20 protein-coding genes are annotated in these 18,277 nt (G+C 64.4%); 8 read left to right on the top strand and 12 right to left on the bottom strand.

The window, feature by feature from the left end; all coding sequences use genetic code 11:
• Window positions 1-211 precede the first annotated feature (211 nt).
• Window positions 212-1,552, bottom strand: a complete 1,341-nt coding sequence (locus tag XH87_RS28765; protein ID WP_271589840.1) for an MFS transporter — start codon at window positions 1,550-1,552, stop codon at window positions 212-214.
• A 78-nt stretch (window positions 1,553-1,630) separates the two neighbouring features.
• On the opposite strand from XH87_RS28765, the gene XH87_RS28760 reads away from it, so the two are divergent.
• On the top strand, window positions 1,631-2,059 hold the full coding sequence (locus XH87_RS28760; RefSeq protein ID WP_271589839.1) for a ribosomal maturation YjgA family protein: 429 nt from the start codon (window positions 1,631-1,633) through the stop codon (window positions 2,057-2,059).
• Between the two features lie 105 nt (window positions 2,060-2,164).
• Here XH87_RS28760 and XH87_RS28755 read toward each other — a convergent pair whose 3' ends face one another.
• Complete coding sequence (locus XH87_RS28755; RefSeq protein WP_271589838.1) at window positions 2,165-3,331, bottom strand: winged helix-turn-helix domain-containing protein; 1,167 nt, start codon at window positions 3,329-3,331, stop codon at window positions 2,165-2,167.
• A 107-nt stretch (window positions 3,332-3,438) separates the two neighbouring features.
• The gene (locus tag XH87_RS28750; RefSeq protein WP_035699998.1) at window positions 3,439-3,693 is read right to left on the bottom strand and encodes a hypothetical protein; all 255 of its coding nucleotides are present in this window, start codon (window positions 3,691-3,693) and stop codon (window positions 3,439-3,441) included.
• A gap of 277 nt (window positions 3,694-3,970) precedes the next feature.
• Between XH87_RS28750 and XH87_RS28745 the strand changes: the two genes are divergently transcribed.
• Window positions 3,971-4,612 carry an OmpA family protein gene (locus XH87_RS28745; protein ID WP_158668601.1) on the top strand — a complete coding sequence of 214 codons (642 nt, stop codon included), beginning with the start codon at window positions 3,971-3,973 and terminating at the stop codon, window positions 4,610-4,612.
• A gap of 55 nt (window positions 4,613-4,667) precedes the next feature.
• Here XH87_RS28745 and XH87_RS28740 read toward each other — a convergent pair whose 3' ends face one another.
• Window positions 4,668-5,984: a phospholipid carrier-dependent glycosyltransferase gene (locus XH87_RS28740; RefSeq protein ID WP_442868319.1), complete on the bottom strand. Its 1,317-nt coding sequence runs from the start codon at window positions 5,982-5,984 to the stop codon at window positions 4,668-4,670.
• Window positions 5,985-6,148: 164 nt separating this feature from the next.
• On the opposite strand from XH87_RS28740, the gene XH87_RS28735 reads away from it, so the two are divergent.
• Both XH87_RS28735 and XH87_RS28730 read left to right on the top strand, forming a co-directional pair.
• On the top strand, window positions 6,149-6,850 hold the full coding sequence (locus tag XH87_RS28735; protein WP_333909205.1) for a FecR family protein: 702 nt from the start codon (window positions 6,149-6,151) through the stop codon (window positions 6,848-6,850).
• A gap of 2 nt (window positions 6,851-6,852) precedes the next feature.
• Entirely contained in the window at window positions 6,853-7,974 is a 1,122-nt protein-coding gene (locus XH87_RS28730; protein ID WP_271589835.1) for a hypothetical protein, read from the top strand.
• A gap of 142 nt (window positions 7,975-8,116) precedes the next feature.
• Here XH87_RS28730 and XH87_RS28725 read toward each other — a convergent pair whose 3' ends face one another.
• The 3 genes from XH87_RS28725 to XH87_RS28715 form a co-directional block, all read right to left on the bottom strand.
• Window positions 8,117-8,605 carry a VOC family protein gene (locus XH87_RS28725; RefSeq protein WP_271589834.1) on the bottom strand — a complete coding sequence of 163 codons (489 nt, stop codon included), beginning with the start codon at window positions 8,603-8,605 and terminating at the stop codon, window positions 8,117-8,119.
• A gap of 35 nt (window positions 8,606-8,640) precedes the next feature.
• A complete protein-coding gene (locus XH87_RS28720) occupies window positions 8,641-9,069 on the bottom strand; it encodes a VOC family protein (RefSeq protein ID WP_271589833.1) in 429 nt (142 codons plus the stop codon).
• Between the two features lie 129 nt (window positions 9,070-9,198).
• On the bottom strand, window positions 9,199-9,708 hold the full coding sequence (locus XH87_RS28715) for a cupin domain-containing protein (RefSeq protein WP_024341406.1): 510 nt from the start codon (window positions 9,706-9,708) through the stop codon (window positions 9,199-9,201).
• A gap of 127 nt (window positions 9,709-9,835) precedes the next feature.
• Between XH87_RS28715 and XH87_RS28710 the strand changes: the two genes are divergently transcribed.
• Window positions 9,836-10,054, top strand: coding sequence for a CsbD family protein (locus tag XH87_RS28710; protein WP_271589832.1), 219 nt, complete (start codon window positions 9,836-9,838; stop codon window positions 10,052-10,054).
• A gap of 167 nt (window positions 10,055-10,221) precedes the next feature.
• On the opposite strand, the gene XH87_RS28705 is transcribed toward XH87_RS28710, so the two are convergent.
• Together XH87_RS28705 and ggt are read right to left on the bottom strand one after the other, a co-directional pair.
• Window positions 10,222-10,686, bottom strand: a complete 465-nt coding sequence (locus tag XH87_RS28705; protein WP_271589831.1) for an FKBP-type peptidyl-prolyl cis-trans isomerase — start codon at window positions 10,684-10,686, stop codon at window positions 10,222-10,224.
• Between the two features lie 217 nt (window positions 10,687-10,903).
• Window positions 10,904-12,490: a gamma-glutamyltransferase gene (ggt, locus tag XH87_RS28700; protein WP_271589830.1), complete on the bottom strand. Its 1,587-nt coding sequence runs from the start codon at window positions 12,488-12,490 to the stop codon at window positions 10,904-10,906.
• 197 nt (window positions 12,491-12,687) lie between these two features.
• Between ggt and trhO the strand changes: the two genes are divergently transcribed.
• On the top strand, window positions 12,688-13,455 hold the full coding sequence (gene trhO / locus XH87_RS28695) for an oxygen-dependent tRNA uridine(34) hydroxylase TrhO (protein ID WP_271589829.1): 768 nt from the start codon (window positions 12,688-12,690) through the stop codon (window positions 13,453-13,455).
• The gene (locus XH87_RS28690) at window positions 13,445-13,663 is read left to right on the top strand and encodes a SlyX family protein (protein ID WP_271589828.1); all 219 of its coding nucleotides are present in this window, start codon (window positions 13,445-13,447) and stop codon (window positions 13,661-13,663) included. Before trhO ends, XH87_RS28690 begins: the two co-directional genes overlap by 11 nt.
• Before the next feature lie 6 nt (window positions 13,664-13,669).
• Here the strand turns inward: XH87_RS28690 and XH87_RS28685 are convergent, their stop codons facing one another.
• Window positions 13,670-15,571: a diguanylate cyclase gene (locus XH87_RS28685; protein WP_271589827.1), complete on the bottom strand. Its 1,902-nt coding sequence runs from the start codon at window positions 15,569-15,571 to the stop codon at window positions 13,670-13,672.
• Between the two features lie 174 nt (window positions 15,572-15,745).
• Window positions 15,746-15,961: a hypothetical protein gene (locus XH87_RS28680; RefSeq protein WP_035700023.1), complete on the bottom strand. Its 216-nt coding sequence runs from the start codon at window positions 15,959-15,961 to the stop codon at window positions 15,746-15,748.
• 109 nt (window positions 15,962-16,070) lie between these two features.
• Between XH87_RS28680 and hemE the strand changes: the two genes are divergently transcribed.
• Window positions 16,071-17,105 carry a uroporphyrinogen decarboxylase gene (gene hemE / locus XH87_RS28675; protein ID WP_271589826.1) on the top strand — a complete coding sequence of 345 codons (1,035 nt, stop codon included), beginning with the start codon at window positions 16,071-16,073 and terminating at the stop codon, window positions 17,103-17,105.
• Window positions 17,106-17,276: 171 nt separating this feature from the next.
• Here hemE and hemC read toward each other — a convergent pair whose 3' ends face one another.
• Complete coding sequence (hemC, locus tag XH87_RS28670; RefSeq protein ID WP_271589825.1) at window positions 17,277-18,257, bottom strand: hydroxymethylbilane synthase; 981 nt, start codon at window positions 18,255-18,257, stop codon at window positions 17,277-17,279.
• Window positions 18,258-18,277 lie beyond the last annotated feature (20 nt).

Raw genomic sequence — 18,277 nt, 5'->3', positions numbered from 1 at the left:
GAGTGTATAAATACACACTGAACAACCACAATCAAGTGTATAAATACGCATCGCCCAGTCTTGTTCTCCAGGCGGCGCGTCATTCCATCCCCCGATCGGTATGGCGCTCGGTGGTAGATGCGGGTAACGGGCCGGCCGCTCGCGGACGCTTCGAAATCGCGCCGTAGCGAGCGGACCCGTTACTCACATCTACGCAATCGTGAGTGCTCCTCTACCGCCCCTGCCCGGCGAACTCGTGCTTGCTGTCGTGGCCGCCGATGAAGACCAGGATGCCGGCCAGCAGCGGCAGCACCGCGAGCACCAGGAGACCGGTCGAGGTCTGGCCCGTGGCTTCCTTGACCCAGCCGATCAGATAGGGCCCGCCGAAACCGGCGAGATTGCCGATCGAGTTGATCAGCGCGATCGCGCCGGCCGCCGCGGTGCCTGATAGCCACGAGGTCGGCAAGGTCCAGAACACGCCGAAGACGCAGAACACGCCGATCGCAGCGAAGGTCAGCGCCACCATGGTCATGGTGGGGTCGGTGAGGTAGCTGGAGATCGCGAGTGCGACCGCGATCAGGATCATCGGTGCCCCGACATGGAACACGCGCTCGCGCGTCGCATCGGAGTGCCGCGCCCACAGGATCATGGCGATGGTGCCGAACAGATACGGGATCGCAGTGACGAAGCCGGTCTGGGCATTGGTGAGGCCGAACGCCTTGACGATCTGCGGCAACCAGAACTGCATGCCATAGAGCGCACCCACGAAGCCGAAATAGACCAGGCTGAGCGCGATCACCTTGGGTGAGGAAAGCGCTTCGCCGAGCGACAGATGCTTCACCGCCTGCTTGGCCGCGATCTCCGAATCGAGCTTCGCCTTGAGCCACGCCTTCTGCTCGACCGAGAGCCAGTCAGCCTTCTCCGGCCTGTCGGCGAGATAGAACCAGGTGACGATGCCGAGCAGCACGGAAGGGATGCCCTCGATGATGAACAGCCACTGCCAGCCCTTCAGCCCCATCATGCCGTCGAGCCCGAGCAAGAGGCCGGAGATCGGCGCGCCGATCACGGTCGAGACCGGCACCGCGATGGCGAAGGCCGCAAGAAAACGGGCGCGATATTCGGCCGGATACCAGTAGGTGAGATAGAGGATGATGCCGGGGAAGAAGCCGGCCTCGGCGACGCCGAGCAGGAAGCGCAGGACATAGAAGCTCGTCACGCCGCTGACCATTGCCATCAGCGCGGAAATGATGCCCCAGGTCACCATGATGCGCGCGATCCAGCGGCTGGCGCCGAACTTCTCCAACGCAAGATTGCTCGGCACCTCGAAGATGAAATAGCCGATGAAGAAGATGCCGGCGCCCCAGGAGAAGATCAGCGGGGTGAACTTCAGCTCCGCATTCATGGTCAGCGCGGCGAAGCCGAGATTGACTCGGTCGAGATAGGAGAAGAAGTAGGCCAGCACCAGGAACGGAATCAGACGCCAGGAGATGGCGCGAATGGTCGACGTTTCGATGTCGCTCTTGCTGGTGCTCTTGGCACCGCCGGCGGGACCGGCATAGGTGGTCTGGCTCATGGCTTCCCCCGGTTGTTGCTTTTCTAGGGCTGAGTGGCGGTTTTGAGCATCGCGGGCGAAGAGTCAATGGAGCGAGCAATGCGTGGCGCGCAGCCGGATAGACCTGTTGCGCCGCTCAGGATATCGCTGATCCGCGCCGCCCTCGCCGCGATGGTGATCATCTGCGGTTTGTCGCTCCGCTGGTACGGCTTTCCGCTCGGGCTCTCGGCCTTCGTGGTGAAATATGGCGGCTCGCTCCTGTGGGCGACGATGGTGTTCTTGCTGGTCGGGGTTGCGCAGCCACGGCTGACGCGGACGCAGATTGCGGCCATCGCGGTGGTGATTGCGGGCGTCGTGGAATTCTCCCGGCTGGTGCACACGCCATGGCTCGATGCGTTCCGGCTGACCGCGGCCGGCGCGCTGCTGCTCGGGAGAATCTTTTCGCTGTGGAATTTGGCCGCTTACGCGGTCGGGGTTGCCTTCGGCGCTTGGATCGATCGGCTCGTCCAACTGCGGAGGGCGGGGTAGCGCACGGCTGCGCAGAGCGCCGACCGCTCGGCGCAACCCACCCCTGTTTGCCTTCGCGATGCTGAAGCGGTGGATTGCGCTTCGCTGATCCACCCTGCGAAGACTTCATTCCGCCAATTGAAACCGTTCGAAACGATCGAGTTCGTCCTCGATCTTCCGCTTGAGCTCCTTGCGTCCCGGCGTGTTCTTGCCTTGCCCGACCCAGGTCCATTTCTGCATCAACAGCGCCTTCGCTTGCCGGTCGGTCTTGAGGTCGAGCGCGGCGACGATCTCGTCGCCGACCAGCACGGGCAGCGCGAAGTAGCCGAGCTTGCGCTTGGCCTTCGGCACATAGGCTTCGAAGAGGTGGTTGTAGCCGAAGATGAGACTGGTGCGCTTGCGCTGGATGATGAGGGGATCGAACGGCGAAAGAATGTGGACGAGATCGGGCGACGGCCCCTCGCCGCCCGCCTCCAGCGCTGCGGGCGAGACCCAATGCTCCTGCTTGCCGGCACCCTCGATCGTAACAGGCACGAGCTCGCCGTGGCGGACGCGCGAGGCGATCAGGCGTGCGACCGGCCTCTTGCTCGGCGCGTCGAGATGGCAGATCGAATCGAGACTGACCACGCCCTGCGAGCGCAGCGCGCGGTCGAGCAGATAGGCCGTGATCTCCTTTGCCGATGCCGGCTTCGGCAGCTTGTCCCAGCCGAAATGACGGTTCATCAGCTCATAGGTCTTGAGCATGCCCTGGCGCTCGCTGATGGTGACGGCGCCGGTATAGAAGGCGAGTTGCAGCGCTCGCTTCGACGGCTTGCGGCTCTGCCAGAGGTGCTCCTTCTCGACGAGCACGTCGTCCTCGATGTCGCGGATCGTCAGCGGGCCGGCACGCAGCAGTCGCATCACCTTGCGCGTGTCGGCCGGCTTCACCGAAGCGAACCATTTGTGTCCCTCGCGCCGATGCTCTCGCATCGCCGGCAGGAAGAACCGGAAGTCGCGGCTCGGCACGTAGGACAGCGCATGGGTCCAGTATTCGAACACGCTCTTGTCGGCGCTCTGGGCCTGACGCAGATCGGCGCGGCGGTAGGACGGAATCCTGCTGAACAGGATATGGTGATGGCAGCGCTCGATCACATTGATCGTGTCGATCTGCACATAGCCGAGATGAGCAGTCGCGTCGGCGACGGCCTGCGCGCCCTCCCCGAACGGCGCCCGCACGTCGAGCCGCTGGGCATGCAGCCAGATCTGCCGGGCCTGTGTCGTCGAGAGCGGAAGGGGTTTCGGTGCGCGGGACATTGCGGAATGCAATGTAGCCGGATTCGCGCCGGGAGAAAGAAGAGACCGGCCATGAAAAAGCCGCGCTGCCATCTGCTGACAGCGCGGCCGGAGGATGCGACCGAATCCTACTTTGCCGTCATCGCCTTCTGCGACTTCATGTAGTGCATGCAGGCACTCTTCATCTTGCCATTGCTCATGTCGGTGTTGGCCATGGCCATTTCCTTGTTCGCCGCCATCTTGGCCGGCGTGTCGGGGGTGCCGCCCATCATGGCTGCGGTCTTCATCATGTTGTCCTTGGTGCACGCCATCATTGCGGCGGATGCGGGGGACAGTGAAATCGTGAGCGCGACAAAGGCTGCGGCCGCGAGCAAGATCTTCATCGAAAAGTCTCCTCAAGCAAAAACGAAACTGGCGTCATGCCGGCCTCCGCAATCCCGCATTCTCTCGCGCAGACGTTTCGCGGAGAAGACAATTTTCTTGCTGCACCGCGATGACAGGGAGATCAACGACCGTCTTTCGGCGCCTTCGACCCGAACCAGACCAGAGTGACCTCGGCTCCGCGGTCTCGAATGTGACCAAGATCACATCAGCGCCTCTGAACCTGCGCTAGGCTCGCAGCATCAAATCGCCATCAGGCGTAACAGCGAGGATACGACAATGACCCGTTTTGATAGGTTTTTTGGACTGAAGGCGATCACTCTCTCCGCAGCCCTGTCGATGACGGCGGGCCTGGCTCTGGCCGGCGACAACAAGGTCTCCACCGACAAAATCCTGGAAGCACTGAAGCCCAAGCCGGCAACCCGCGGCCTGTCCGTCGGTCCGCAGATCGACACGACCGCGCAGGCCAAGGAAGCGACCTTCCTGAACACCGTGCGCAACCGCTCGACCCGGTCGCTCTCGATGGGCGAGCGCGAGCAAATCGCCGAGCTTGCGGCGACCAAGCCGAAGATCGATCTGGAGATCCAGTTCGATTACAACTCGGCCGACATCGCCAAGACGTCGGTGGCATCGGTGCAGGCGCTCGGCAAGGCCCTGTCCGATCCGGCGCTCAAGGGCTCGACCTTCGTGGTCGCCGGCCACACCGACGCAATCGGCGGCGAAGAGTACAATCAAGGGCTCTCCGAACGGCGCGCCGACACCATCAAGAAGTACCTGGTGCAGAACTACGGCCTCAACGGCACCGATCTCGTCACCGTCGGGTACGGCGAGACCAAGCTGAAGGATGCCGCCAACGGCGCCGACCCGATCAATCGCCGCGTCCAGGTCGTAAACATGGACACCAAGACCGCGGCGAAATAGCTCGCAGTCGTCGCGCAAGACACGCCGCTTGCCGCTGCCCCGGCAGGCGGCGATGTCATATCCAGCTTTGGAACAGCATCAGGCGGCCGAAGGTTCGCATGGACGTGCCGACGAAGGCCGCGGAGATCGGCAGCATCACCGCAAAACCGGCCGCGGCGACGCCGACATAGGACCACAGCAGCCAGCGCGGCAGCCCCTGCCGGCGCAGCACATAGACCAGAGCCAGCGACGCCGCGGTCGCGGCTGGCAGATAGTAATAGATGAAACCCAGCGTACGCGGCAGCAACGCCCAGGCGAGCCAGGGACCGAAATAGAATGCCGCGATCAGGAAAGCATCCCACCGCCGCGCGATGATGAAATCGCGCAGCACCACGACGAGGGCGAACAGCGCCGGCCACAGCACCAGCGGATTGCCGAGGAAGACGATCGCAGCAACGTTGTCCTCTCCCGTCTTGTCGAACAGGAACCACACCGGGCGCGCGAGCAACGGCCAGGACGGCCATGCGCTCATATAGGTGTGGCCGGCGATTGCCGTCGTGGTGTTGTCAGCGAAGATTCGCCGCTGCGCCTCGATCAAATCCGGCAGCGATACTCCATAGAGCGGGACGAAGGCGGCAAGATAGGCCACCGTCGGCAAGACGGCGAAGCAGAGCGCGACGTGATGCAGCTTCAGGCCGGGCCAAAGCTCCGGCCGGTACCAGTCGTCCGGCCTCGCGTCGGCGAACAGCGTACGCCAGCCCTGCATCAGGCGGATCACCGCAACAATGACGATGCAGACGCCAAGCGGAAACAAGCCGCTCCATTTGCACGCCGCAGCACAGCCGAACAGGCTGCCCGCGAGCGCGAACAGCGCCTGCGGCCGCTCTCGTCGAAACCCATACATGAAGGCAGCGGTCGCGAGCAGGCCGAAGCCGAGCGCAAAGATGTCGAGCATCGCGATGCGCGCCTGCACGTACAGCATCTGGTTGAGGCCTGCGATCAGCGCCGCGGCGATCGCGGGCCCTTGCGCGGAGAACAGCGCGAGGCCGCATAGATAGATCGCGACGATCGCCAGCGCGCCGAACAATGTCGCGGGATAACGCCAGCCAAGCGCGTTGTCGCCGAAGGTTGCGATCGATGCCGCGATCAGCTCCTTGGCCAGTGGCGGATGCATCGGATTCAGCATCGGCTGCGACATCGCCGGCTCGAGCATCTGCCGCGCCGCCGGCACATAATGCACCTCGTCGAAGACGAATTTTTCCGGCGTGGCGAGGCCGATCAGCAATGCCAGATGGGCAACCAGGAATATCGCGACAGCAATCACTGCGCTCCGCGACAGTTTTGAAACTGCGAACGATTCAAGCGGCTGCTGTTGAGATGTTTTGCGTGGCAAATCTGCGTCACCGCGGACAAAAATAAAGATCGCGGTCTCATTGAACTCATTCTGCCGCAAGTGTCACTAAGCATAACGCACGTCCCGCGCCGCTTGTGATAATTCCGCCACATCGCAGGCGAGCGCGATCCGGTACGATCAGGGACACATCGATCGGTTGCGAAATGAATTTGCGTTTTTGGCTTTTTCCCATCCTGTCGACGGCCGCATTGTGCGCAGGCTCTTGCGCGCAGGCGCAGACGCGCATCGGCGAAGCCGTCGTGATCCAGAACGAAGTGATGCGCGTCGCCGCGACCACGACGCCGATCAATGTCGGCGACAGCATGCTGCGCGACGAGACCGTGCGGACCGGCGCCGACAGCGCGGCGCGCTTCGTGATGGCCGACAGCACCAATCTGTCGCTGGGGCCGAGCGCCACGCTGAAGCTCGACCGCACCGTCTTCAACGACGAGCACAGCTATCGCGACGTCGCGATCCGCATGACCAGCGGCGCCTTCCGCTTCGTCACCGGACATTCCGAGAAGACGGCTTACAAGATCACGACGCCGCTTGCGACCATCGGCGTGCGCGGCACCACGCTCGACATCCTCTCGCAGCGCGGCCGCTCCGTCGTCGTGCTTCAGGACGGCGCGGCCAGCGTCTGCACGAGAAGCTCCCAGTGCGTGCAGCTCACCCAGCCCGGCGACACCGCAATCATCACCTCGACCGGCGGCAAGGTGAACATCACCAAGGCCAACACGCCGCCCTGGACCTTCGCCGCCAATTGCGCCGCGAGTGCCGGTTTGTGCGCGGTCAACCAATACGCCGGCCTCTCGCCGAGCATCACGCCCGCCGTCCAGGACGACGGCGTGCTGTGCGGGCGTTGACGATGACGAAATTCAACGTCCGGCTCCTTCCCATCACCGGTCTGCTGACGCTTGCCGCTGTGCTTGTGCTGGCTGCATTTGCTCCTGGTCCGGCAGCGGCGCAGGAGACTTGCGAAGAGTGTTACGAGCCGACGCCTACACCATCGCCGAGCCCTTATCCCTCACCATCGCCGAGCCCGAATCCCTCGCCATCGCCGAGTCCGTATCCGCTGCCAAGTCCGACGCCGACCGGCGCCGACTCCAGCGGCAATTCGATCGGCGGCCTCGCGGGCCAGCGGTTCAACCAGATGATCACCAACCGGGTGCTCGGCACGGTGCTGCTCGGCGTCAACGAGCAGGTCAATTGCGGCGACTGCATCAGCGCATTCGGCTCGGCCGGCTCGTTCTCGGCGGGCATTCACGGCCGCAAGGAGCTGACCAACAATCTGTCGCTGCTCGCCGGCATCGCCTACACGCATTACGACGAGGGCGGCTACAAGATCACCAGCGCACCGATCGGCGCCTTCGCGCTGCGCTATGACTTCACCGATTGGGGATCGTCGCGCCCGTTCTTCGACGTCGGCACGATCCTGACGCCGTGGGAGAAGGCGCGCTACACGCGCAGCTACGACACCAGCCTCGGACCGGTGAGCGTGACGAGTTCGACCAACGCCTCGAACTACGCGGTCTACGGCCGCGCCGGCTGGATCAGCCGCGTTTCGCCGCGCGACGAGGTCGCGGCCTCTATCGAGATTTGGCAGCTCTGGCAGCGCGTGTCCGGCTACAGCGACAATGCGGTGACGTTCAATCCATTCGACGCCAGCATCGCGACCGGTACCGACCGCACCAGCCTCGTCAAGATCGGCGGCCAGTGGACGCATCTCTTCGGCAGCAGCATCGAGACAAACATCAATGGCGGCTGGGTGCAGTCGTTTGCGAGCCATAGCGGCATCGTCGCCACCGTGACCGGCAACGGCACGGTGGTGCCGACCATGGGCAACCAGGGCTGGTTCGAATATGGCGGCCGGCTTGGTTTCCGGGTGCAGAAAGGCTGGATCGTGGATCTGTTCGCCAACGGCACGCTCGGCCCGCAGCCGGTCGGCGACACCATCCACGGCGGTGTGGGGCTGCGGATCAATTATTAGAATTGGATCTCGCCCCAGATTCCGTCAGGTACTCCGCAGCGGTCGTTGTGAGAGCGAACTATCCGACGAAGGCCTCTGGAATACTGGATCGCCCGCCTTTCGCGGGCGATGACACCGAGTATGTGGAGAGACCACAGCCTCTTCACGCCGCCGACTTGCCTTCGAACGCACGACGCAACGCGTCGACGTCCAGCTTCACCATCTTCATCATCGCCTGCATCGCGCGCGCGGCCGCGGCCTTGTCCGGGCTCGACAGGAACTCGAACATCACTTTCGGCACCACCTGCCAGGCCACGCCCCAGCGATCCCTGAGCCAGCCGCACTGCTCCTCCTTGCCGCCATGGGCGAGGAACGCGTTCCAGACGCTGTCGACCTGGGCCTGGTCGTCGCAATGGATCATCAACGAGATCGCGTGAGTGTACTCCATCTTCATGCCGCCGTTGAGCGCGACCAGCGGCTGCCCGGCTACCGTGAATTCGACGACGAGCACGGAGCCTTCCTTGCCGGACGGGCCGTCCGAAACGTTGCGCTGAACGTGCGTGATCGCCGAATTCGGAACGAGCGAGACGTAGAATTTTGCAGCGTCCTCGGCATCGCCGTCGAACCACATGCAGGGCACGAGCTTGGACATCGTGAAGCCTCCTGTTCAGATCTGCTGGGCTTGGATCAGGCGATCGACATGTCGGGCTGCAGAGGGGCTGCCGCGAGGTCCATCCAGTTCACACCCCACATATGGCCGTCGGGATCCTCGAAGCTGCGGCCGTACATGAAGCTGTATTCGTCCTTCGGGCCGGGATCGGCCACCCCACCCGCCGCCTCGGCCTTGCCGACAATATCGTCGACGTCGCTGCGGGTGTCCGCGGACAGGCAGAACAGCACCTGGTTCGAGGTCTTGGCATCCGCGATCGGCTTCGGCGTGAACTGGCGGAATTTGTCGTGGGTCAGCAGCATGGCGAAAATGGTCTCGGAAAAGACCATGCAGCTCGCGGTCTCGTCGCTGAATTGCGGGTTCTTGACCGCGCCAATGGCCTCATAGAAGGCGGTCGCACGCTTGAGGTCGGTCACCGGCAGGTTGACGAAGATCATCTTGGGCATCGGAGGCTCCTTGGGCGGGGTTCTGCCCAAGGACGGGCGGTCAGGCCGCCATCCGACACCGCTTCCAACTATTTTTTGAGCCCAGATCCGGGAGGCCGCCGCACCGACCCCGCGCCCCCTCGAACAGCCTTACTTCTTCTCGTTCGGGTCCCGGTGCACCGGGTCGATCCACAGCACGGTCTCGGGCTTCTCGACCGGCTCGATGTCGAGATTGATCGCCACCGCTTCGCCGTCGCTGCGCACCAGCACGCATTCCAGCACCTCGTCCGGGCTGGCGTTGATCTCCTGGTGCGGCACGTAGGGCGGGACGAAAATGAAGTCGCCGGGGCCGGCCTCCGCGGTGAATTGCAGGCTCTCGCCCCAACGCATCCGCGCCTTTCCCTTGACCACATAGATGACGCTTTCGAGATGGCCGTGATGATGCGCGCCGGTCTTGGCATCCGGCTTGATACTGACCGTGCCCGCCCACAATTTCTGCGCGCCGACGCGCGCGAAATTGATCGCGGCCGCGCGGTCCATGCCTGCCGTTGAGGGCACGTTGGTATCGAGCTGGTTGCCAGGAATGACGCGCACGCCGTCATGTTTCCAGCGATCATGATCGTGGTCATGGTGGGAATGCGAGTGATCGTGGCCGGTCATGGGAGCTGCCTTCTGTTGGTTCCGTGCGCGGCAAACTAACCAAAGCGGCAGGCGCTAGCCATACCAAAATCGGAACACTGGTAGCTGCCGGACGTTGTCCCAACGAGAGAAATGGAAGGAGCGTTTCATGGGTAGCACGACCGACAAGATCAAGGGTATCGCCAACGAAGCGATGGGCAAGGCCAAGCAGGGCATCGGAGAAGCCACTGGTTCCGATCGCATGAAGGGCGAAGGCGCAGTCCAGGAAGTCAAGGGCAAGGGCCAGCAGGCCGTGGGCGACGCCAAGGACGCTGCAAAGGATGCGATGGATCGCGCCGCTGCCGCGGCAAGGCGCGCGGCGGAGTAGCGCGCGTGGAGCTGAAAGCAAAAGACCGGCCGCAGGGCCGGTCTTTTTGTTTGCCTTGCTCCCTCCGTCATGGCCGGGGTTGTCCCGGCCATCCGCGTCCTTGCAGGTGGATCGAAGAACGTGGATGCCCGGGACAGGCCCGGGCATGACGACGTCGAGCTACGCCGTCACTTCACCGCGAGCAATTCGACGTCGAACATCAGCGTCGCGTTCGGCGGGATCACGCCGCCGGCACCGCGGGCGCCGTAGCCGAGCTGCGGCGGAATGATCAGCGTGCGCTTGCCGCCGACCTTCATCGAGGCAACGCCCTCGTCCCAGCCGGCGATGACGCGGCCCTTGCCGATCGGAAATTCGAACGGCTCCTTGCGGTCGACAGAGGAGTCGAATTTCTTGCCCTTCTGGCCGTTCTCGTAGAGCCAGCCCGTATAGTGCATCACGCAGATCTGACCGGGCTGCGGCGAGGCACCGGTGCCGACGGTGGTGTCGATGATCTGCAAGCCTGAAGCTGTGGTCATGGTCTTTCCTGCGGTCTGGGCCGAGGCCGTGGTGGAAACGAAATGCGACACACTGGCGATCACGGTGATCGCGAGTGCCGACATCAGGGCGAGGAGCATGCGCTGAAAACGCTGCATAGGGCACCTTCCGTTTGAGGCGGGAGGTGTCTAACTCAACGCCGTCGCCGTTTCCACCCCTCAGACCTCGATATTTTCGAGCCGTACCGGCAGCTTACGGATGCGCTGGCCGGTGGCGTGATAGATCGCGCTGAAGGACCAGAAAGGGCGGCACGGCAAATGCCGCGCCGCCCTTCGTCAACTCTTCCTGATCTCGCGCGCGGACCCCCGGACGAGTTCAATAGCCGAGCGCGCAGCCATCCTTGCGCGGATCGGAGCCGCCGGTGAGCGTGCCCTTGTCCCAGTCGATCCAGATCGCCTGAGCGCCGCCAAGCGGGCCGACGACGCTGGCGGTCTTGTGGCCAAGCTTCTTCAAGCCTTCGACGATCGCAGCGGGCACGCTGTCCTCGAGTTGATACTGGCCCTCGTAATGCAGGCCGCGCGGCATGTCGATCGCCTCCTGCACGTCGCAGCCGTAATCGAGGATGTTGGTCAAGACATGGGTCTGGCCGGTCGGCTGATACTGTCCGCCCATCACGGCAAACGACATCGTGGAACGACCACCCTTGGTCAGCAGGCCCGGCATGATCGTGTGCAGCGGGCGCTTGCCGCCTTCAATGCAGTTGGGATGGCCGGGCTGGATCCGGAAGCCGCCGGCGCGGTTCTGGAACAGCACGCCGCTCTTGTTGGAGACGATGGCCGAACCGAAGGAATGCGCGACCGAGTTGATGAACGAGCAGACGTTGCGGTCCTTGTCCACCACCGTGATGTAGATGGTCGAAGGGTTCATCGGCGGCGCGACATTCGGCAGGTCGAGCATGCCGTCCATTCGGATCTTGCCGATGTACTCGTCGGCAAAGCCCTTCTCGAGCATCTCTGCGACGTTGATCTTCATGTGCTCGGGAGATGCGACATGCATCTCCCGGTTCATGTAGGCGATGCGCGCGGCCTCCGCCTCGAGATGGAAACGCTCGACGCTGACGGGCGCGTACTTGGTCAGATCGAAGCGCGACAGGATGTTGAGCATCAAGAGCGCGGTGACGCCGGGGCCGTTCGGCGGGCACTGCCAGAAGTCATAGCCCTTGTACATGGTGCCGATGGGCGTGGTCACTTCCGTCGTGTGCGCGGCGAAATCGTCGAGCGTGTGCAGGCCACCGATCGAACGCAGGGTCTCGACCATGTCCTCCGCGATCGGGCCCTTGTAGAAGGCGTCGCGGCCATCCTTGGCGATCGCGCGCAGCGTCTTGCCGAGCTCGGCCTGGCGAATGACGTCACCGGCCACCGGCGGTTTGCCGCCCGGCAACAGGTAGCGCACGGTGTTGGTGCCACCCTTCAGCTTCTCGAACTGGTTCTTCCAGTCGAAGGCGATGCGCGGCGCGACGACATAGCCCTCCTCCGCCGCCTTGATCGCGGGCTGGAGCAGCCGGTCGAAACCGAGCTTGCCGTGATCGCGCAGCACGGTGGCGAAGGCGTCGATCACGCCGGGGATCGAGACCGCATGCGCGGAGGTCAGCGGCACGGAGTTGATCTTGCGCTCGAGATACCAGTCGGCGTTCGCCGCCTTCGGCGCGCGGCCGGAGCCGTTATAGGCGACGATCTTGCCCTCGCCGCGCGGCTGGATCAGCGCGAAACAGTCGCCGCCGATACCGGTCGATTGCGGCTCGATCACGCCGAGCAGGGCAGAGCCGGCAACGGCCGCATCCACCGCGGTGCCCCCCTCGCGCAGCACCTCGATCGCCGCGAGCGAGGCCTGCGGGTGCGAGGTCGCGACCATCGCGTTGGTGGCGTGGACCGTGGACCTGCCGGGGAAATGGAAGTTTCTCATCGAATGTCTTGCTCTCTTGGCCGTCGACGCGGGTGGCGCGCCTATCTCGAAAACCGGGTCTACATGACACATTCCCGCCCAGCGGGGCAATGCTGGCATACCAGGAAAATGGCTGCCATCCGCTGGGCGTATGGACCTTTCGGCGCCGGCGGCCATGCGGGTTTTCCGGATGACTGCCGCCTGCTAAACGAGCCGCCATGTCTGATCCGAATTCGGCCACCAAGGTCGCGGCCTTCTATCAATTCGTCGCCCTCCCGGACTACCGCGAGCTGCGCGAGCCGCTGCGCGCGTTCTGCGCCGGCCTTGGGCTGAAGGGTAGCGTGTTGCTGGCGCAGGAGGGCATCAACGGCACGGTCGCCGGTGCGCCGGAGGCGATCGACGCCCTCGCTTATGAGATGGCGCACGGCGACATGTTCGGCGGCAGGCTCGACAATCTCGAATTGAAATTCTCGACTGCGGAAGCGATGCCGTTCGGGCGGCTCAAGGTGCGGCTCAAGAACGAGATCGTCACGCTCGGTGACGAGACAGCCGATCCGACCCGCCGGGTCGGCACCTACGTCGATGCCGCCGAGTGGAATGCGCTGATTGTGACGCCCGACACGCTGCTGCTCGACACCCGCAACGCCTTCGAAGTCGCCATGGGGACGTTCGAGGGCGCGATCGACCCCGGCATCAAGAGCTTTGGCCAGTTCAAGGATTTCGCCGCAGCCCGCCTCGATCCGGCAAGGCACCGCAGGATCGCGATGTTCTGCACCGGCGGCATCCGCTGCGAGAAGGCGAGCGCGCATCTGCTCGCGCGCGGCTTTGCCGAGGTCTATCACCTCAAGGGCGGCATCCTCAAATATCTCGAGGAGATACCGGAGGCCGAGAGCCGCTGGCGCGGCGACTGCTTCGTGTTCGACGAACGCGTCGCGCTCGGCCACGGTCTGCGCGAACGGAACAAGGACGTAACGCGTGACGAATGAGATCAAGACTCTGGGCGAGCGCATCGACACGCTGGAGACGCGCCTTGCCTATCAGGACGACACGATCGAGACGCTGAACCAGACCATTACGGCGCAGTGGAAGCAGATCGATCTGCTGACGCGGAAGATCGCAGAACTCGGCGAGCGGCTGCGGGAGGCGGAAGCCAATGCGCCTGGACCCGCCAACGAGCCTCCGCCGCATTATTGAGCCGTCTTACTGGCCGGACGCCTTGGGCAGCAGGTTCACGACCTCGCCGGACATCATCAGGCGGTCGCGGCCTGCGTCCTTGGCGGCGTAGAGCGCACGGTCGGCAGCTTCGACCAGCGAGGCCACCCCCGCCGTGCGTTCCAGCGCCGGCCGGCAGGTCGCGCCGCCGACCGAGGCGGTGACGCATCCAGCCGCCAGATTGGTGGAATGAACCAGCCCGGCCGCGTGAATGGCGCTGCGGATCCGCTCGCCGATCAGGGCGCAACCGGCGGCGTCGATATTTGGCAGCAGTATGGCGAATTCCTCCCCGCCGTAGCGCGCCGCCAGATCGCCGGCGCGCTGCGCTTCGGCCGCGATGATCCCAGCGATCAAGCGCAGGCAGGCATCGCCCGCGGGATGGCCGTATTCGTCGTTGTAGGCCTTGAAGTGGTCCACGTCGATCATCAGCAAGGCGAGGCTGGAGCGATCGCGATAGGCACGAGCCCATTCCTCCTTCAGCCGCTCGTCGAAGCCACGGCGATTGGCAAGGCCGGTGAGGCTGTCCTCGATCGCAAGCGTCTCCAGCCTGGTTTCCAGCTTCTTGTGCTCGGTGATGTCGCGGGAGATCGCGACCACGCCGTCGACGCGGCCATTGTCCTTGCGCGTCACCTGCATGGTCGATTCGAGCCAGATTTCGCCGTTCTGCCGGTGCGAGTTGCGGTAGATGAGACGCGCCTCCTCCTTCTCGCCACGCTTCATGGCGTCGACGATCGCCTGGACGTCCGGCAGATCCTCCGGATTGATACCCGCAAGAGCCGGCGTGCCGATCAGCTGATTGGGGCGCCAGCCGACGATACGGACCGACGAGGGCGAGACATAGCGCAGCCGCTCGTCGAGCCCGATGCGCGTCACCATGTCGCTGGAGCCTTCGGCGAGCAGGCGGAAATGCGCTTCCTTCTCGACCAGGGCGGCCGCCATGCGCTGTCCGCGCTGCAACTGCCGCACCAGCACCGCGCCGATGATCGCGATCAGCATGACCAGCGCAACCGCGTAGAGCATGCGAGAGATTGCCGCAGCGCGCCAGGGCGCGAGCAACTCGTCCTTGTCGACGGTGACGAGCAGGAGGAGCGGAAAACGGCTGCTGCGATTGAAGACGCTGACGCGTTCGGCACCGTCCAGCGGCGACTTGAAATGATAGGCGCCGCTCGGCCGTTGCAGGCTCGGCTCGCGGAACAGCGGCTTGTCGGCAACATTGTGTCCGACGAACTCTTCGTCGTTCGGGGCACGCGCGACGATCAGGCCGTCGCCATGCGCAAGCGTTACCGAGCTGTTGCGGCCGATCTCGAATTGCTCGTAGAAATGCGAAAGATATTTTGAGCTGATGGTCGCAAGCACCACGCCGCCGAAGCTGCCGTCCGGCTTGTTGAAGCGGCGTGACAGCGTGACGACCCATTCGCCGTCCAGGAGGCTCTTCACGGGACGGCCGACATGGGGCTCTCGTTTCGGAGACAGCTGGTGATGACGGAAGAACGCGTCGTCGCTGAAGGTCGAGCTGACCGTGCCGGACGAGGTCAGCCAGTTGCCCTGATCATCGATGATGGCAAGGCTGTGGATCCGCGGGATCGCCTTCTCGCGCACATCCAGCAGCGTGCGCAGCTTGGCGATCGTGGCGGACCCGGCACCGTCCATCTCCAACCGGCTGACCACGCCGACGACGCCGGAATCCAGGAGATCGAGGCTGTCCTCGGCATGCTGAATCTGCGAACGGGCGACGTTCGCCATCTCCGTCTCGGCGCCCTTGAGCACCGCCTCACGTGCCGCCCACTCGCGCCATCCGCTGACGCCGAGGATGGTCGCGCAGGTCAGCGCGACGAAGGCCGCCGCGCGTAGCGGCAGGCGGCTCCATCCAGCTCGTTGGGTAGCGCTCATGCGGCAGGGTCCTCCGATCGTTCGGAAACTCTGCCGCTTCTGTTATTGAATCCTGAAATCCCTACCGGGATACGTGGCGATCTCCCCGTTTCCAGTAGTCTTACGGACGCAACGATCGGCGCATCGCTAACAAGACATTAGCAAGCCTGTCGGAATCCGGCGCGCCCGACGCCGCTAGCTGAAGATGGCCTTAACCTTGTCCCAGAGCGAGGGATGCTCGGCATCCGCATCGGCCTTCGAGGGCGTCGGCTGCGCGGCGCTCACGGGATCGGAAGCCGGGAACGTATCCTTCAGCCCGGCGTCGAGCCTGGCGTTGCGGTCCGCGGCGAGCGCCTCGCGCAGGTCTTCGGCGTGCTTGTCGTGCGGGGCGGGATTGAATGTCTCAGCCATGAATTCCTCCTCCATTGGCTGATCAACGCGGCCCGATTGCGCAGGTTCCCCTGTTCCGCTGAGGGCCGCGGCGGTGTATCAGGTGCCATAACCTTCTTCAGGACCATTCGTGCCCCAGTCTGAAAAAAAGCCTTTCATCGACGTCCTCTCCGGCCAGCGGCAGACCATCCCACCTCTGTGGATGATGCGCCAGGCCGGGCGCTACCTTCCGGAATATCGCGAGGTGCGCGCCAAGGCCGGCGGCTTTCTCGATCTCTGCTTCGACCCGGAGCTTGCCGCGGAGGTGACGCTGCAACCGATCCGCAGGTTCGGCTTCAATGCTGCGATCATCTTCTCGGACATTCTGGTGATCCCCCATGCGCTCGGACGTTCGGTGCGGTTCGAGGTCGGCGAGGGCCCGCGGCTCGAGCCGCTGGACGATCCGGCCAAGGTCGCGACGCTGGCGCCGCACGCCGATTTCGGCAAGCTCAAGCCGGTGTTCGAGGCGCTGAAGATCGTGCGCGGCGCGCTCGATCCCAGGACCGCGCTGATCGGCTTTTGCGGCGCGCCCTGGACGGTTGCGACCTACATGGTCGCGGGCCACGGCACGCCGGACCAGGCGCCGGCCCGGATGATGGCGTACCGCCATCCGGAGGCGTTTGCGAAGATCATCGACGTGCTGGTCGACAGCTCGATCGAATATCTGCTGGCACAGCTCGCAGCCGGCGCCGACGCGTTGCAGATCTTCGACACCTGGGCCGGCGTGCTGCCGCCCGCCGAGTTCGCGCGCTGGTCGACCGAGCCGACGCGGCGCATCGTCGAGGGCGTGAGGGCCAAGGTGCCGGATGCGAAGATCATCGGCTTCCCCCGCGGCGCCGGCGCGCTGCTGCCGGGCTATGTCGAGGCAACCGGCGTCAATGCGGTCAGCATCGACTGGACCGCGGAGCCGGCCTTCATCCGCGAGCGCGTGCAAAGCAGGGTCGCCGTGCAGGGCAATCTCGATCCGCTGGTGCTGATCACAGGCGGTGCCGCGCTCGACCGCGCGGTCGACGATGTGCTGGCCAATTTCGCGCAAGGGCGACTGATCTTCAATCTCGGCCACGGTATCCAGCCGGAGACGCCGATCGCCCATGTCGAACAGATGCTGAAGCGCGTGCGGGGCTGATTTATTTCGCCCCTTCGGGCGCGGCAAAACAAAAACCGCGAAAACAACCCCATGCACAGTAGACAAGTCATTGAAAAGCTTGGGCTGGGATGAGTCACCGCGCGCATTTGACTCGTCGGGCAAAACAAGCGCAGAACGGCACCATCGCCGGTTGTGATCTCGCAGACGGACTTACCGCGGCCGGCTGCGCTCGATGATCTCGGCGGCGCCCTTCGCCAACAGGTCCAATCCCACCGCACGCCCGAGCTCGCGGGGGCGATTGGCGGGGCCCGCGCGCGAGGCTTCGATAATGGTGTTGCCGGAGAGGTCGAGCACGGAGGCGGTGAGCGACATCTGATCGCCCGAGATGGTCGAGAAGCCCGCAACCGGCGAGTTGCAGTGGCCGTTGAGCACCCACAGCACCTCGCGCTCGGCATCCGCGCATAAATGCGCGGCGGGATCGTCGATCGATGACAGGATCTGCCGCGTCTGCCAGTCCTGCGCCGCGCATTCGACCGCGACGATGCCCTGCCCCGCCGCCGGCAGCATCTCCGACGCGGTGAACTCATAGGCGATGCGATGAGAAAGGCCGACGCGATCGAGGCCGGAACGCGCCATGATCAGCGCATCGGCAGGCCCCGCCGCGCCGCCATCCGGCAGGCGCTGCTTCTCGCCATTGTCGAGCTTGCGCACGCGCGTGTCGGCGGCGCCGCGGAAGTGGATGACCTCGACATCGGGAAACAACCGTCGCGCATAGGCCGCTCGGCGCACCGCGTTCGTACCGATCTTGAAGCCCTTGCCGCGGGACTGGCGCAGCGCCTCAAGGGTCACGCCGTCGCGCAGCACGAGCGCATCGCTCGGCGGATCGCGCGACAGCGTGGCGCCGATGACGAGACCCGGCGTATCCTCGTTGCCCGGCATGTCCTTCAGCGAATGCATCGCTGCCTGGAGCTCGCCCGACAGCACGGCAGCGCGGATCTGCGCCACGAAGGCGCCGCCCTTGCCGCCATGCGGCAGGAGCTTGCTGGTCTGGTCGAGATCGCCCGTGGTGTCGAACTTGACGATCTCGACATCGAGACCGGTCACGGCGGCGGTCAGGCGGCGCGCGATTTCTTCCGTCTGTGCCAGTGCCATGGCGCTCTTGCGTGTGCCGATCCTGAGTCGTGTAGCCAAGTCGTTCTCCATCCGCGACG

Origin of the sequence: Bradyrhizobium sp. CCBAU 53415, assembly GCF_028128735.1 — a bacterium.
Lineage (GTDB): Bacteria > Pseudomonadota > Alphaproteobacteria > Rhizobiales > Xanthobacteraceae > Bradyrhizobium.
The sequence above is the reverse complement of the archived record's forward strand: the minus strand, read 5'-3'. Positions and strand labels throughout refer to the sequence as shown.